Consider the following 15,257-nt stretch of genomic DNA (forward strand, 5'->3'; position numbering starts at 1 on the left):
TTTACGTTACGGCAGCGGCGGCCGGTTTGCGCCCCGGCCGCCACTCCCCCTTTGCCTTGGGGCGCCCGCCTAGAAGCGGCCCCGCAGCCCGACCATGACCTGGCGGCCAGGATCGTAAAGCGTGAAGGCAGCATTCTCGAACTGGAAGTAGCTGCGCTGCTGCGCCTTGGTGAGGTTGATCACGTCCAAGGTGAGCTGCGGCGCCCATTTCAGGCCGAACACCTCGGCGAAGTCGACCGAGGCCGACAGATCATATTGCTGATAGTCGTCCGAATAGAGCCGGGCGAGCGCGATGCCGTTCTGGTTGGCATCCGACGAGACCGAGCCGCGCTGGAAGGTGGTCGACAGGCGGACGTTGATCCCGCCATGCTCGTAATAGCCGGTGATATTGTAGGTCACCGGCGACACGCCGACCGCAACCGCAGGTGCCGCGCCCGAACCCGTCTGATCGATCAGCGTCAGGTTCGCGTTGAAGCCGAAGCCGTTGATCCCGAGCTTGCCGAGCAGGAAGTCGAGCGGCTGCACCCAGTTCACTTCGAGGCCGTTGACCTTGAGCGTGCCGGTTGCGTTGACCTGCTGCGAGAGCACCACGGTGGCGCTGTTCGCACCGCCGCGCGAGTTGATCGCCGCCTGCTGGGTGGGCGTCAGCGTATCGAAGGTCACGCCGTACGCGCCCAGTGCCGAGAAAGGCACCGTGGTCGTGCCGGTGGTGGTGAAGCCGGTCACTGCCTTGCGGAAGGCGGTGAAGCCGACATAGCCCTCGCGGCCGGTATAATATTCGAAGCCCAGGTCGATATTGGTCGACAGATAAGGCGTCAGCGCGGGATTGCCGACCGAACCGACATCGGCCGAGGGGCTCGAGAAGTTGAGGCCCGGCAGCATCGTGTTCGGGTTGGGCCGGGTCATCGTCCGCGAGACCGCGGCGCGGACCACGGCGGCATCGCCGATATGGAAGGCACCGCTGACCGACGGCAGCCAATTGTCGTACTTGGCGTCGGTGTAAACGAAGTTGGTGAGGTTCGGATAGCAGCTGCCATCGCGGACATTGCCGGTGCCAGGGCATGCCGCAGGCAGCGGCCCGGCGCCGTCCGGATCGATCGAGTTGCGCGGATCGGAGATCGATACGCGCCCGCCGATCGTCTGGTCGGTGCGGACATAGCGGATGCCGGCATTGTAGTTGAGGTGGTTGTTGTCGCCGATCTGAAGATCGCCGTTCACTTCGCCATAGGCACCGAGCACCTTCTCGCGGACATAGCCGCCGCTGGCGCCGGTGTTGGACGAGCCCGCCTCGGGCGCGGCATTGTGGAAGGCGTCATAGTTGGACGCCGCCTTGAACGCGTCCCAGTTCACCGTCACGAAGCCTGCAGAGGTCGGGCTCAGCAACCCGGGGAGCTGCGCGTTCGAGATCAGCGAGCCGGCATAGGTGACCGGGCCGGTCGAGCCGGCGGAATAGCCGGTGCCATAGGCCGGATAGGTCGGGTAGCCCGCCGGCGCCGCGCCGCTCTGGACCAGGCCGTTGCACGGCGGCTGCGTGTTGGGCGACGGCACGAACACGCTCGGACGATCGCCGCACACCGCATTCTGCCAGGCCTGGCTGTTGTCGTATGCGTTGATCGTGCGCGAGGTATCGTCATAGGCGGCGCCGACCTTCAGGTTGAGGTTGGTATCGCCCCAGGTCAGGTTGCCGCGGATCCCCTTGGTCTCGGTCTTGCGCTTCTCGTCCTGGATGTTCACGCGGCCGCCCGGCCAGGCGAAGTTGGCGGGGTTGTTCAGATCGATGTTCGTGGTGATCGACGGCATCTCGCCGGCGGTGTTGTCATAGTTCACGACCACGCCCGAGTTGGGCGCAGTGAGGACCACGACGCTGGGCGATTCACGGTGGAAGCTCGACCAGGTGTAGTTCGCGGCGACATCGAGCTTGAGCTTGTCGGCGACCTGCCATTCGGCGCCGGGATTGATGCCCCAGAACTTGGTCTTCTCGATGAACGGGCGATATTCGAGGAACCACTGCGCATTGGCATAGGTGCCCTTGGTCACCGTGCAGCCCGCGGTGCAGTCGCTCTTGTCATAGGTGGTGGCAAGCGGGATGGCGGCGCCGTTGCGGCCCACCCAGTTCATGTCGACGCGCTCGAGCTGATTGTCCTTCCAGCCGAACATGCCGTCGACATAGGCGTGGAAGCTGTCGCCCTTGTACTCGAGGCTGGCGATCGCGTTGATGCGGTCCTTGGTGCCTTCCTCGAACATCTTGCGGCCGAGGCGCGGGATGATGCCGTTGTCGATCTGCCCGATATTGGCGCCGGGATTGCGCGCGAGCAGGAACGCCTGGTCGATCGGCGTACCGGTGATCAGGCCGGCACCCGAATTGGCGGGGACGGTGGCCGGGATCGTCCAGTTGCCGCCGCCGGTGGGGTTGCACCCGGTCGCCGCACCGCACTGGGCGGCGGACAGGTTCGGGTTGGTCCAGCCGATCGTCTCGAAGCCGGTGGTGCGCACCTTGTTGTGCACGCCGGCGACGCCGAGCAGGATGCCGAAATCGCCCATCGTGGTGCTGCCGAGCAGCGAGCCGCGATAGCCCCAGTCCTTGCTGTTCGTGTTCTTGGTGACCTGCGCGCCATAGGTGACGTGCGTGCCGCTCTTATCGAAGGGCCGCGCGCTGCGCATGTTGACCGTGCCGGCGGCGCCGCCCTCGACCTGATCGGCGATGCCGCTCTTGTTCACCGTCAGCGACGTGAACAACTCGGTCGGGAACATGTCGAGATCGACTTCGCGGTTGGTGTTCTGCGAGTCCGTGCGGCCGGTCGAGGCGACTGCCACCGGTGCGCCGTTCAGCAGCACGCGAGTGAAGTTGGTGCCGAGGCCGCGGATCGTGACGTTGAGGCCTTCGCCGGTCACTTCGCGCGCGATCGTCACGCCGGGGATGCGGTTGAAGCTCTCGGCGATGTTGGTGTCGGGGAACTTGCCGATGTCCTCGGCGAAGATCGAATCGGTGAAGCCGACCGAGTTCTTCTTGGCGTTGGTCGAGCTTTGCAGCGAGGCACGATAGCCGGTGACGACGATCTGCTGCTCATCCTCGGGGACGCTCTGCGCCGCGGGTGCGGGCGTATCGCTGGGTGTGCTCGTGGTCTGGGCGAGCGCGGGCCAGGCGGTGCCGGCGAGCAGCACGCCCGCAACCATTGCCAGACGACGCGCAGTGAAACGTGACGCAACTGGAGCGTGCATAAATCCCCTCCTGTGAAAGCCTCTTCTTGGGCCATTCGGCTTCATCGCATTGCGCGATGTTAGCGGTCACATTTGGCTATGCCTCGGCGCGGGCGCTGTCAACTCATACATTTGAACCATATTAGTTCCGCACAAACTCAAGCGCTTACCGCAACACAGCAAGTTTCCTGCCGCGCCGCACCAACTTGTATGAGTTAAATGACACCGTTGCCATATACTCGACTCAGGCGGAATTCTCGCGGTTGGCCCTCCCGCGGGCATGCGGCTTGCGACCACGTCCGGCGGGTCGCCTGCGACGCATTGGTTCTGCCTATAAGAAAAGCAAAAATAACTATTCTATTGACGAACGGCGCTTCGACCCGCCAGATTTCGCCCGGTAGAGGCTGGCGCGAGACGGCTGCCCGTCAGGCTGGGAGATGGAATCGAATGATCGGCAAGCACATCGCCTTCGTGCCCGCAGCGGCGCTGCTTCTCGGCTCTGCGACCTATTCCTCCGCGCCCGCCACGGCGCAGACGGCCAAGCCGGCGCAAAAGGCCGGCAAGGCCAGCAAGAAGCCCGCCAATTTGTCCCGCCTGATCTGGGTGCGGATGGTCCCCTTCTGGGGGAAGGGCTGGCAGCTGAAGGACATGAATGGCGAAGACCTGCTGGGCATGATCCGCAAGGTGAAGCCCGATGTGCTCGAGCGCTTCGTCCAGTTCCGGCCCGACACCGACATGATGGTCCCGATGGGCGACGGCGCCGCGCCGATGCAGTTCATCCCCTTCCTCAACGCCGCGATGAAGGCCGGTGCGCCCGGCGCCTTCATCACGCCCAAGGTGCACCAGAACGACATCCTTTCGGACCAGGAGCGGATCGCGCAGGCACAGGCCTGGCATGACCTGCCGGTCACTCCGCGCATGAAGCTGCTGAGCCTCGACGTCCGCCCCGGCCATGGCACGGCGGACGATCACAAGAAGATGCTCCAGACGTTCAAGGCGCAGGGCTGGGATCTCGGCTTCAACTTCGCGGGTGGCGGCCAGGAGGTCTTCGGGCTGGGCACCTATGCGCAGGCCGCGGTCAGCAAGAAGACCTGGGAAGTGAGCAAGAAGGAGCTTGCCGACATGGACGCGCAGGGCATCAAGACCCGCCTGGCGCATATCGACTATCCGCCCGGCATCACCGAATTCGGCAAGCAGACGCCCGACCGCCAGGCCGAGATCATCCTGAAGCTCAGTGCCGAGCAGCACAAATATGGCTACACCTTCGTCTATCCCGTCTTCTACGGCAGGCAGGGCTATGACTCGTCGAAACAGATGACCTCGCCGGACGGCCCGTACAAGGGCGTCACCGTGCTCGACGTCATTGCGGAAGCAGCCCGCTGCGACCGCCAATATCCCTCCCCCTGCACGCCGCGCTTTCCGGCGCGCCCGCAGGCAGGCGCGAGCAAGCAGCGATAGGGGATTCGGGCCAGCTGGAGGGTTTGCCCCGGCGCAAGTCAGCGAATTCCCGCTTGAGTTGCCGGGGGATGAAGGTCAATTGATACCAATATCCCCCCGGCCAGGAGTTGGATCTCACCTATGACGAGCGCTGAGAATCGTGATCGCGCGCGCCTTTCAGGCACCAATCTAGAACGTGCGGCCGATCATAATCAGCGCGTCACCTTGCACGCGATCCGTGTCCGCGGCTCGCTGACGCGCGTCGAACTGGCCGAGATCACTGGCCTGACCCCGCCGGCGATCGCGAACATCACCAAGCGTCTTATGCAGGACGGGCTGATCGAGGAGGCCGGCCGCCGCCTGGGTGGCCGCGGCCAGCCGCCGACGAAGCTGGTGATCCGCCGCGACGCCTGCCACGCGATCGGCGTCAATATCGATCGCGACCATATCACCATCGTGCTCGTGAACTTCGCCGGCGAGACTCTGGCCCGCGTGTCGCGCGAGATCGACTATGCGCTGCCCGAGGATGTGCGCGCGCTCTATCGCGAGTCGATCAAGGGCATGCTTCGCCAGGCCCGCGTCTCGATCGATACCGTCGTCGGCCTCGGCATCGCGATGCCGGACGATCTCGGCTCGATCGAATTGCCCGGCCGGCCCGAAGCCTATGCGCGCTGGGAGAATACCGATCTCGCCAGCCTGTTCGCCAAGCCCTTCGAACTGCCGATCTTCACCGAGAATGACGCGGCGGCAGCGGCGATGGGGGAAATGCAGCTCGGCATGGGCCAGCAATTCGGCAATTTCTTCTACATCCTGATCTCGGCCGGCCTCGGCGGCGGGCTGGTCGTCGACGGCGCCTATGTCCGCGGCGCCACCGGCCGCAGCGGCGAGATCGGCCTGATGCGCACCGGCGGCGGCAAGGCGTGCGAGCCCGTGCAGAATATCGTCTCGCTGTCGGCGCTGGCCGATCGAGTGGTGGCGCAAGGCTTTGCGATCGACGCGGTAACCAAGGACGAGCATTGGCCCGCCCCGCTCGCGGCCTGTATCGACCAGTGGATCAACGACGCCGCCGATCGGCTCGTCGGGCCGCTCGAAGCGGTCAATTGCCTGGTCAATCCCGCCACCATCCTGCTCGGCGGACGGCTGCCGGTGCAGCTGGTCGACCAGCTCGCGGAACGGATCAATGTCCGCATGCGCGAAGTGGCGTCCTTCCTGCCCGCCGTGGCGCCGGTCGCCCGCGCCGCGCTGTCGGAAGACGCCCCCGCGGTGGGCGCGGCGATCCTGCCGCTCAGCCACTTCCTGCTTCCCACCTCGGGCGCGCTCTGGAAGACGACCGACAGCGCGAACGTCTCGCTGGTCGCCTGAGCAGAGGGGCGGCTGGCCGCCCCGATTGCGACCTGCCGAAAAAATTCGGGCACGGCCACGGCAAATACCGTGACCGTGCCCGCAAAGCCGGGGATCCAGAACCGGTGGATCCCCGTCGGAGGCGTCAGAAGCTGACGTTGAAGCCGAACTGGATGACCTTGCCCTGGTTGCGGATGCCCATCAGCATCGACTGGTTCCTGGTATAGCCGTCGGCCGGGACCCGGTTGTCTTCAACGAAGCGATAGTCGCCATTGTAGAAGAGCACGTTGGTGGCCGACGCCAGGATCCGCAGGTTGCGGAACACCTTGTAGCTGGCGGTCAGGTTCATCGTGCCGTCGGGAACGCCCAGATTGTACAGCGGCGTCGAGTAGCGATAGTTCGCGCGCAGCTGCAGCTTGTCGTCGCCGTAGAAGATCTGGGCGTTGACGATATCCTTCGAGAAGCCGCCCGGCAGGCCGATCACGGCCGGGATCGCCGGCAGCGTCACGTCGGCAGCCTGGGTCAGGCCAGCGCGGGTCGCAGTGGCGTTGGTAAAGCTGTGCTGCCAGTTGGCCTGCACGCCGATGTTCTTGAGGAAGCCCGGCAGGAAGCTGAACTGCTGGCGCACCGTGAACTCGGTACCGCCGAAGCGCACCACATTCGGATTGTTGAACGGCTGGGTGATGATCGCCGGCAGCACGACGTCACCGACCTGCACCGTTCCGACCGTCTGCACGTCCTGGGTGAAGCCGCTGACGAAACGGACAAAGCCGTTGAGCGTCATCGAGGTGCTGCGGCTCGGGAACCACTCGACCGCGAGGTCGATGCCCTTCGAAGTATAGGGCTTCAGGTTCGGATTGCCGCTGTTGATCGTCGCGCGGCCCTGCGACAGCGCGGTCACCGGGTTGAAGTTGCTGCCCACCGTCGTGTCGGTGAAGAGCGGACGCGTCAGCGTCTTGGTCAGGCCGAGGCGGACGTCGAAGGTGCGCGTGAGCTGCAGCTTGGCGTTCAGCTGCGGCAGCCAATAGCCATAGCTGCTGCCATAGGTGACGAGCGAGCTGGACGTGACATTGCCCTGCAGGCCCTGGATCTTGGCGTCGGTCAGGACATAGCGCGTACCGACGCTGCCACTCAGGATGCCCTTCTCGAACAGCGCCGAGGCATAGAGCGCGAAGGTATTCTCGGTATCGTCGATATAGCCGGTGATCTGGGCCGGTGCCTGAACGATGTTGGTGTTCGGGCTGGTGATCAGCGCGGCGATCTTGTCGATATTATACCAGGGGAAGCTGCCGGTGTTGGTGCCGCTGACATAGGGGTTGCGCCCCGCCAGCGGATTGGTCGGCAGCTCGAGGAAGCTGGAGTCGAGGTCGGGACGCAGATTGGGGTTCGCGGCGGCGCGCGTACCGTTCGGCAGCAAGGCCTGGCCAAAGGTGTAGTTCAGCGTGTTCTGCCGGGCGGTCTTGTGCCGCTCGTCGACGCGGACGCCGAACACGATCGCCCGGAGCAGGCTGTCGTCGGATACGCGGTATTTGAAATCGCCGCGCAGCGCCTTGATCGTGTCGTCGATCCGCGGCGTGCCGATCGAGCCGCTGGACAGAGCGAAATCGTCCGCAGTGAACGCCTGGAAATTATACACCGAATGATAGGGATTGGAGATGTCGTAGGAGAACGGCACCTTCGGGATCGTCGCGACGGTGGTCGCGGTCGAATCCAGGTCGAAGACGAAGTTGCGGACGCTGCCGCGGCGGAACGACTTGTAATAGGACGCGTCCGCCTTGAACGAGATCCGGCCGCCATCGTTGAACGCGATGTTCAGACCGCCGCCGAAGGTCGTGTCCTTCTGATCCTGGAAGTCGAGGTTGCCGCGATAGGTGGTCACCGGCGCGTTCATCGCCACCACGGTATCGAACTCGTTGACCGTGCCGCTGACCGGCGCACCGTTGGTGCCGACGTTGATCCCGGTGGCGGTGAAGGTGCGGTCCGAATTCTTCAGATGATCGACATTGTAGATGCCGTCGAGGCTGAGGCGCAGCGAGGGCGTGACGTCCCACTGGATCATGCCGAGCGCGGCGTTGCGATAATCGCTGTCGGCGCCGACCTGCTCGCCGAGCGCGATCGGCAGCGAATCGCGGCGGCCGTCCTTGTTCACATCGTTGCGCAGGCGAGTCGCGGCGGTCGTTGCCGTGTCGAAGCTCCAGCCGGCACCCTGGTTCCAGATGTTGGTCTTGTACTCGCTCACGCGCTCATAGGTGAGCGCGATACCGAGATTATCGCCCAGCTTGCCGACCCAGGTCGCCGAAATGCGCGGCGCGACATTGGCATAGTCGTTCGCCTTGCTGAGCATCGCGGAATTGGTGTTGGTATAGCCGCGGACGAGCACCTGCAGGCCGCGCTGCTTGGTTTCCAGCGGGTGGATGGTCTGGATCAGCACGGTGCCGCCCGATCCGCCTTCGATCGTGCTGCTGTCCGGCGTCTTCTGCAGGAAGAGACCGCTAAGGCCCTGGCTCGGGAACGAGCCGGTCTGGACGGCGCGCAGGCCCGGCTGCGGGCTGGGCACGATGCGGCCGTTGATTTCCTGGTTGACGAAATCGCGGCCCAGGCCGCGCGCCGACAGGGCGCCGTTGCCGTTCACGTCGATGCCGGGAACCGTCAGGATCGCTTCGGTCATCGACGCATCGGGCAGCTGGCCCATCTCGTCGGCGCTGATGCCGTCCACCATCACCGCGGAGTCGCGCTTGACGCGTTCCGCGCGCTCCAGCGAGGCGCGCACGCCGTTGACGGTGATGTTGTTGCCCTTCGAGTCGGTATAGTTGCCAACCTGCTCGGCGGGAGTTTCCTCCGCGGTATCGGTGGTCGGCTGGGCATCTTGCGCCGGTGCGCTGTCCTGAGCCGGCTTGGCATCCTGGGCTTGCGCGGCAGTGGCGGCCATGGCGCCAGCCGAAACCGCGAAAAGCAACGCGGCGCGCAGTACACGAACGTGCATTATATCCTCCCCTTTGTTCGGCATGCTTTCCGCGCGGCTTCTGCCGTTCTCGGACGCACGTCCTTGTCTGTTATATGGTCACTCCATTTTGGTGGCGTCAATACAATAAATTGTTTTGCTTTTGTTTATTGACGGGACTGCGGGAGTGCCTGCATAGTTGCGAGGGGCTGCCAATGGCGGCGAGAGGCCGTCAAAGAATGGCACGCAGGGCGAGAGGATAAGCGAGGATGGCGAACGTCGGGCGACGCGATTTCGTAAAGGGAGCGATCGGCGGAGCGTCGGCAATTGCGGCGGCGGGCACCGCGATCGGCAAGCCCGCCAAGCGCGCGCCGAACATCGTGTTCATCCTGGCCGATGATCTTGGCTGGGGCGATATCGGCGCGAACAACCCGAATTCGGGGATCCCCACGCCGAACATCGACCGGCTGGCCAAGCAGGGCATGCGCTTCACCGACATGCACTCCTCCTCCGCGGTGTGCACGCCCAGCCGCTATTCGATCCTCACGGGCCAATATCCCTGGCGCAATACCGACAAGCCGGGCGCACTGACGGGCTATGCCGCTTCGCTGATCAAGCCGGGCCGGCTGACCGTGGCGGGCATGCTGAAGCAGGCCGGCTATTACACCGCAGGCGTGGGCAAATGGCATCTCGGCCTCGGCGACAAGCAGCCGACCGACTATTCCAAGCCCTTCCATCCCGCGCCGACCGATCACGGCTTCGACTATTTCTACGGGCTGCCGGCATCGCTCGACATGGCGCCCTATGTCTATTTCGAGAACGACCATTGCATCGCCCCGCCGACGGCGAGCACCGAGGACCAGGCCAATGAAAAGGGCCCGTTCGGCAAGTTCTGGCGCCACGGCGCGATGATGCCGGGCTTCGACTTCGACCAGGTGACGCCGACCTTCACCAGCAAGGCAGTCGAGATCGTCAACCGCCAGGCGAAGAAGGCCGAGCCGTTCTTCCTCTATTTCGCGCTCCCCTCCCCTCACACGCCCTGGCTGCCGCTGCCCGAATATCGCGGCAAGTCGCGCGCCGGCGACTATGGCGACTTCGTCTGCCAGGTCGATGCGATGGTGGGTAAGGTGCTGGCGGCGATCGAGGACAACGGCATTGCCGGCGAGACGCTGATCTACTTCACCAGCGACAATGGCGCGATGTGGGACGAGGACCATATCGAGCGCTTCGGCCACCGCGCCAATGCCGACTGGCGCGGCCGCAAGGCGGACGTGTGGGAAGCGGGGCACCGCATCCCCTGCTTCGTCAAATGGCCGGGCCATGTCGCGCCGGGCAGCGTCTCGAACGAGATGCTCTCGCTCACCGATTTCATGGCGACGGTCGCGGCGGTTACCGGGCAGGCGCTGCCCGCCGATGCCGCCGAGGACAGCTTCAACACCTTGCCGGTGCTCGAAGGGCGCAACAGGAAGCCGATCCGCGAGACCATGATCTCCGAATCGGGCAAGGGCATGCGCAGTATCCGCGAAGGCTTTTGGAAGCTCGAAATGGGACTTGGCTCGGGCGGGTTCAGCGATCCGATCAGCGTCGATCCGGTGCCGGGCGGGCCGCAGGTGCAGCTCTATGACCTCAGGACCGATCCCGCCGAGCGCAACAATCTGTGGGACAAGCATCCCGAGATCGTCGAGCGCCTCACCCAGAAATTGAAGCAGGCCGAGGCCGCGGGGCGAACCCGGCCGGCCTGAGAATATCAGGACAATCCAGCGATGCCCCTGTGCCGGCCATGCCTCGGAACGGCAACGCCCGGCGCAATCGGGCCGCAACCACGCATCCAGTTGATGCGCGGCCAGTTGTGAAAGACGTGATGAACATCGACACCCCTTTGAGCCCCGCTCGTCGGACCTTGGAAACGCCATTGCTCGCCGGCGTCGAGCTGGGCGGCACCAAGATCATCTGCACGCTCGGGACCGGGCCGGACGCGATCGTCGATAGCCGGCGGATCGCGACCGGCGAGGCCGAGCCGACTTTGGCTGCGATCGAAGCCGTGCTCGATGACTGGGTGCGCTCCTATCCCTCGATCGCCGCGCTTGGCCTGGCGAGCTTCGGGCCGCTCGAGCTCGATCCGGCGGCTGCGGACTATGGAGCAATAACCCGGACGACCAAGCCCGGCTGGTCGGGCACCGATCTCGCGGGCCGGATCCGCCGCCGCTATGACCTGCCTTTGGCTTTCGACACCGACGTCAACGGCGCCGCGCTCGCGGAAGGCCGCTGGGGCGCGGCACGCGGGCTGCGCTCCTGGGTCTATATCACCATCGGCACCGGCGTCGGCGCCGGCATCATCGTCAACAACCGGACCGTGCAGGGCTTGGGGCATAGCGAGGCGGGGCACATGGTCGTCCGGCGCTCGCGCAACGACAGCTTCGCCGGCATCTGCCCGTTCCATGGCGACTGCGTCGAAGGGCTGGTATCCGGCCCGGCAATCGCCGCGCATACCGGCCTCAAGGGAGAGCATATCCCGGACGACCATACGGTGTGGGATTCGGTGAGCGAGACGATCGCGGAGATGATCCACAATCTCGCGATGAGCACTGCGCCCGAGCGCATCATCCTGGGCGGCGGCGTGATCGAGCGTCGTCCGTCGCTGTTCACACCGATCCGCCGGGCCGTGGTGGAGAGCCTCGCCGCCTATGCCCATACGCCGGCGATCGCCGGGGACATCGACCGCTTCATCGTGCCGCCCGCGCTCGGCGCGATGGCGGGGCCGCTCGGCGCGCTGGCGCTCGCCTCGACAGCGCTTCCGGTCGTGCTCGCCGGCGTCGGCGAATAGCGTCAAGCAACGGCGATCGATGCGATTTTTCTGCCGGGCGGCACACTCTTGCGACAGGTCCAGTGCAGATACGCAGGGCAATTTGAGAGGAAGTCACAAATGAAGAAGATCATGATTGCGGTCGCGGTTGCTGCGACTTTCACTTCGGGCGCGGCGATGGCCCAGGCGGGCATGGGCTTCAAGGCAGGCGCGACGCGTGATGCCGTTGTCGCCAATGCCGCGAAGGGGTTCGCGCGCATGGATCAGAATGGCGACGGCGCGTTCGACGCGACCGAGGTCACTGCGGTGCTCCAGGCGCGCGCGACCAAGAACGGCAAGGAGTTCAAGCCTGCCGCCGCTGCCAAGGCGATCAGCAACAATGACGGCGATGGCGACGGCAAGGTCACGCTCGCGGAATTCCAGGCCGCCGCCGGCAAGCGCTTCGACGCGGCGGACACCAACAAGAACGGCACGATCGACGCCGATGAGGCCAAGGGTGGCGAAGGCGGCGAATAAGCGCTTCCCAGCCGTCTGAAATAGCGGGCCGGTCTGACGAAGACCGGCCCGTTTTCGTTTCAGTCGGCCTCGCCCATCAATTCGCGAAGGCATATCTCCTCGAACGTCGCCTGGTCCGCGACATCGCGCGCCGTCGAGCCGAAGGCACGCGCGATCAGGTCCGCCGTCGAAATGTCGAAATCCTGCCCGCCCGCTTCGGCCGCCTTGGCCATCGCCTTGCCGAGCTCGACGCCGAACTGGTCGAACGGATTGATCCCGAGCAGCACTGCATTCACGAAGGTGCGCTGCTCGTAAAAGGCGATCAGCGCGCCCAGCGTGCGTGGATCGAGGCGATCGAGCAACAGCGTCGAGGATGGCCGGTCGCCCGGATAGCTGCGGGCGGGGTCATCGCTATGCTTGCCCGCCATGAGCGCAGCGCCCTGTGCGAACATGTTGAGCAGCAGCTGGCGGTGATGATCCTCGGCCAGGCCGTCGCCGCGCTCGACCACGCCGACAAACTCGACCGGCACGAGGCGCGTGCCCTGGTGGAGCAACTGGAAGACCGCATGCTGCGCATCGGTGCCGACGCCGCCCCAGGTGATTGGCGCGGTCGGATAGCTGACCGGCTCCCCCTCAGCGGTGACGCGCTTGCCGTTCGATTCCATCTCGAGCTGCTGGAGATAGCTCGGCAACAGCGCGAGCCGCTGATCATAGGCAAAGGTGGCGCGCGTCTCGCAGCCGCGGACCTGCGTGTAATAGAGGTCGGCGAAGGCGGCGAGGACCGGAGCATTGCGCGCCAGGGGCGCGGCGCGGAAATGCCGGTCCATCTCGGCCGCGCCTTCGAGCAGCTCCGCAAAGGCGTCCCAGCCAAGCGCGAGCGCGACCGGAAAGCCGATCGACGACCACAGCGAATAGCGCCCGCCGACGCTTTCGGAAAAAGGCAGGATCCGCGCAGGGTCGACACCCCATTCACGCGCGCTGTCCGGCGCCGCGGTGAGTGCGATCACGCGGGACTTGGGATCCTCTACCCCGCCCCAGGCAAGCCATTGCAGCGCGCTGCGGGCGTTGAGCAGCGTCTCGGTGGTGGTGAAGGTCTTGGACGCGATCGCGACCAGCGTCGCCTGCGGATCGAACCGGTCGATCACGGTCTGCAGCGCCATGCCGTCGACGTTCGAGACCACGGCGATGTCGTAGCGGCCCACCTCGTCGGCAAGCGCGTCGATCAGCAGGTCGGGCCCCAGCGCCGAGCCGCCAATGCCGATATGCAGGATGTGGCGGATCGGACCGAAAGTCCCCGCGTCGATCTCCTCGACCAGCGCGCGCATCCGGGCATGTTCGGCACGCGCGCGGGCAACGCTCGCGGGGGCGCCCTCGCCGCGCTCCGCGCTATGCTCGGCGGCACGCCCCTCGGTATTGTTGATCGCCTTCCCGCCGAACAGCGCATCGCGCTTGGCGGCGAAGTCCATCTCGCCCGCAAGCGCGGCGAACTGCGCGATGGCGGTGGGGGTGAGGTGCGTCTTCGACCAGTCGAAATGGATTCCCGCCACGTCCGCGGTCAGCGCCGCGAGCCGCTCCGGGTTCCCGGCGAACAACGCCTCCAGGCGCTGATCCGGAAGGCCCCGCACCTGCGACCAATCGGACATCCATTCCTCCCTTGATAATGCGGCTTGGGGCCTTGCCGGCCCTGTTCACCCTGTTAGGCGAAAGGCCGAACATTAACAAAAGAAAATTACTTTAAAAAGAAGGCCGGCGCGGCATGAACCGCCGCGCCGGCCAGGGATGGAGCCTATTTGAAGATGCTCAGGTCGATGCTGTCGGCCATCGCCTTGGTACCGGCATCGTTCGGATGCAGATGGTCCTTGTCGTTATAGGCCTTCAGGTAGCTCTCCGGATCGGCGGGATCGTGCACGGCCTTGTCGAAATCGACATAGCCGTCGAACTTGCCGCCGGTGCGGATGAAGGCGTTGATCTTCTGGCGTGCTTCCAGGCCATCCGGGCGCGCATAATTAGCGCCCTTGTACGGCGTCATCGTCGCGCCGATCACCTTGATGCCCTTGGCGTGCGCCTGGTCGATCATCCGGGTCATCGCCTTGATCAGGTCGTCAGCAGTGACCGGCTCCTCCGGCGACTTGGCCTGGCGCGGCCCGCCCTTGCCTTCGCGCAGGATCGACGAACGGCCAAGGTCGTTCACGCCCTCGAGCAGGATGATGTACTTCACCCCCGAACGCTCGAGCGCATCATAGGACCAGCGCTCGATCCCGGCCGCATGCTGGCCGCCGCGCGCATCGGGCTGACCGCCGTCGTGCAGGATGCGGTTGCCACCGATGCCGGCATTGACCACGGCGAGGTGGCGGTATTTGGGATTGGCCTGGAGCCGCTCGGCAAGGTGGTTCATCCAGCGGTGATTGGCATTGTTGGTGGTGCCGGCGCCGTCAGTGATGCTGTCGCCGAAGGTGACGATCGCGGCGGACTTGGCCGGAGCCATCACGTCGAGCCCGACGAGCACGCGCCAGTCCTTCTGCCGGGTCGCACCCGGCATGGCGGCGGTGGCGGTCAAATTGCCCGCCGCGCTATAGTTGGTGACATGCGCCAGCGCGTGGCCGGTATAGAGCGTCACGGTCTGCGCCGGCAGGAACACGCTGACGGTCACGTCGCCGAGCGTCGGCACGTCGAACGCGACCGGATCGCTGTAGATCGTCGCACCCGGCGCGATCACCGTGTCCGCCTTGCCCGAAAAGGTCACGCCGCGATAATTGGTGACCGCCCCGTCCGCCGCGCTACGCGCGATGCTGACGGCGCCGATGGTGAGCGGCTTGTCGCCAAAGCGGTTCGACAGCACCAGCCGCGCGCTTTTGCCGCCCAGCGACATGTGCACGATGTTGCGATAGGTGATGCCCTCCGCCGGAATGGCTTCCCCGGCGAGCTTCGCCTGCCCGGCGCCCCAGCTGGCGACCCAATGCTCCTGTGCCATCGCCGGCGTGCAGGCAAAGGCCAGCAGGAAGGCGGCAGCAATGCGTTGTAGAAACTTCATCGCGAAAAACC

9 protein-coding genes are annotated in these 15,257 nt (G+C 65.2%); 5 read left to right on the forward strand and 4 right to left on the reverse strand.

The genetic code is table 11. The annotated features are described in order from the left end of the window. Positions 1–69: 69 nt before the first annotated feature. Positions 70–3,219, reverse strand: coding sequence for a TonB-dependent receptor (locus HZY97_RS07800; protein ID WP_180142257.1), 3,150 nt, complete (start codon positions 3,217–3,219; stop codon positions 70–72). A gap of 426 nt (positions 3,220–3,645) precedes the next feature. On the opposite strand from HZY97_RS07800, the gene HZY97_RS07805 reads away from it, so the two are divergent. Both HZY97_RS07805 and HZY97_RS07810 read left to right on the forward strand, forming a co-directional pair. After that, positions 3,646–4,656, forward strand: a complete 1,011-nt coding sequence (locus HZY97_RS07805; RefSeq protein ID WP_180142259.1) for a hypothetical protein — start codon at positions 3,646–3,648, stop codon at positions 4,654–4,656. A 120-nt stretch (positions 4,657–4,776) separates the two neighbouring features. Beyond that, positions 4,777–5,997: an ROK family transcriptional regulator gene (locus tag HZY97_RS07810; RefSeq protein WP_180142261.1), complete on the forward strand. Its 1,221-nt coding sequence runs from the start codon at positions 4,777–4,779 to the stop codon at positions 5,995–5,997. 124 nt (positions 5,998–6,121) lie between these two features. On the opposite strand, the gene HZY97_RS07815 is transcribed toward HZY97_RS07810, so the two are convergent. Next, complete coding sequence (locus tag HZY97_RS07815) at positions 6,122–8,959, reverse strand: TonB-dependent receptor (RefSeq protein WP_180142263.1); 2,838 nt, start codon at positions 8,957–8,959, stop codon at positions 6,122–6,124. Positions 8,960–9,186: 227 nt separating this feature from the next. Here HZY97_RS07815 and HZY97_RS07820 point away from each other — a divergent pair, with 227 nt between their 5' ends. The 3 genes from HZY97_RS07820 (at position 9,187) to HZY97_RS07830 (ending at position 12,236) form a co-directional block, all read left to right on the forward strand. Continuing rightward, a complete protein-coding gene (locus HZY97_RS07820) occupies positions 9,187–10,659 on the forward strand; it encodes a sulfatase-like hydrolase/transferase (protein WP_180142265.1) in 1,473 nt (490 codons plus the stop codon). A gap of 158 nt (positions 10,660–10,817) precedes the next feature. Further along, a complete protein-coding gene (locus HZY97_RS07825) occupies positions 10,818–11,741 on the forward strand; it encodes an ROK family protein (RefSeq protein ID WP_257214953.1) in 924 nt (307 codons plus the stop codon). Positions 11,742–11,840: 99 nt separating this feature from the next. After that, positions 11,841–12,236 carry an EF-hand domain-containing protein gene (locus tag HZY97_RS07830; protein ID WP_218942962.1) on the forward strand — a complete coding sequence of 132 codons (396 nt, stop codon included), beginning with the start codon at positions 11,841–11,843 and terminating at the stop codon, positions 12,234–12,236. A gap of 59 nt (positions 12,237–12,295) precedes the next feature. Here HZY97_RS07830 and pgi read toward each other — a convergent pair whose 3' ends face one another. Further along, a complete protein-coding gene (gene pgi, locus HZY97_RS07835; RefSeq protein ID WP_180142269.1) occupies positions 12,296–13,858 on the reverse strand; it encodes a glucose-6-phosphate isomerase in 1,563 nt (520 codons plus the stop codon). Positions 13,859–14,001: 143 nt separating this feature from the next. Beyond that, positions 14,002–15,246: an SGNH/GDSL hydrolase family protein gene (locus tag HZY97_RS07840; protein ID WP_180142271.1), complete on the reverse strand. Its 1,245-nt coding sequence runs from the start codon at positions 15,244–15,246 to the stop codon at positions 14,002–14,004. Positions 15,247–15,257: the final 11 nt, after the last annotated feature.

It is taken from the genome of Sphingomonas sp. R-74633 (assembly GCF_013416555.1).
Taxonomy (GTDB): domain Bacteria; phylum Pseudomonadota; class Alphaproteobacteria; order Sphingomonadales; family Sphingomonadaceae; genus Sphingomonas.

Bases quoted from the DNA above. Each gene is read 5' to 3' on its own strand.
- HZY97_RS07810 (WP_180142261.1), top strand. From the start codon at position 4,777: ATGACGAGCGCTGAGAATCGTGATCGCGCGCGCCTTTCAGGCACCAAT.
- HZY97_RS07805 (WP_180142259.1), top strand. From the start codon at position 3,646: ATGATCGGCAAGCACATCGCCTTCGTGCCCGCAGCGGCGCTGCTTCTC.
- HZY97_RS07815 (WP_180142263.1), bottom strand. From the start codon at position 8,959: ATGCACGTTCGTGTACTGCGCGCCGCGTTGCTTTTCGCGGTTTCGGCT.
- pgi (WP_180142269.1), bottom strand. From the start codon at position 13,858: ATGTCCGATTGGTCGCAGGTGCGGGGCCTTCCGGATCAGCGCCTGGAG.
- HZY97_RS07800 (WP_180142257.1), bottom strand. From the start codon at position 3,219: ATGCACGCTCCAGTTGCGTCACGTTTCACTGCGCGTCGTCTGGCAATG.
- HZY97_RS07830 (WP_218942962.1), top strand. From the start codon at position 11,841: ATGAAGAAGATCATGATTGCGGTCGCGGTTGCTGCGACTTTCACTTCG.
- HZY97_RS07840 (WP_180142271.1), bottom strand. From the start codon at position 15,246: ATGAAGTTTCTACAACGCATTGCTGCCGCCTTCCTGCTGGCCTTTGCC.
- HZY97_RS07820 (WP_180142265.1), top strand. From the start codon at position 9,187: ATGGCGAACGTCGGGCGACGCGATTTCGTAAAGGGAGCGATCGGCGGA.